This is a genomic window from Flavobacterium odoriferum (genome assembly GCF_025499515.1).
Classification (GTDB): Bacteria; Bacteroidota; Bacteroidia; order Flavobacteriales; family Flavobacteriaceae; genus Flavobacterium; species Flavobacterium odoriferum.
This window is the reverse complement of record NZ_JAMKFA010000078.1, coordinates 1-301: the sequence shown is the minus strand read 5'-3', so window position 1 is coordinate 301 and position 301 is coordinate 1. Positions and strand designations below refer to the sequence as shown.

Here is a 301-nt window from a genome sequence, read left to right as displayed (position 1 = left end):
GAGTTATCAGGTTATGATTTTGATGCAAAATGTAAAGACATTACCCGATTGTGTTTTGTTTCTTGTGATACAGAATTATTTATAAATGAAAATGCAGTAATTTTTGAACTAAAGGATGAAGTTAAACCATTGAAATCAGAACCAATAAGAGAAGTCAAACACGACCTTACGACTGATGAATTATTAGATAAATGCTTAAAGTTTACGGAGCAAAAAGAACAATATTACAACGGAAATAGAAACAATTTTATTTTCTTATTCTCTTGCAATGCTAATAAGTTTGGTATTTATGAAGATGATA

General features: G+C 28.2%; 1 pseudogene. It reads left to right on the top strand.

Features of this window, described 5'->3' with window-relative positions:
- Window positions 1-301, top strand: a pseudogene (locus M9Q43_RS14170) (hypothetical protein); the annotation flags it as partial.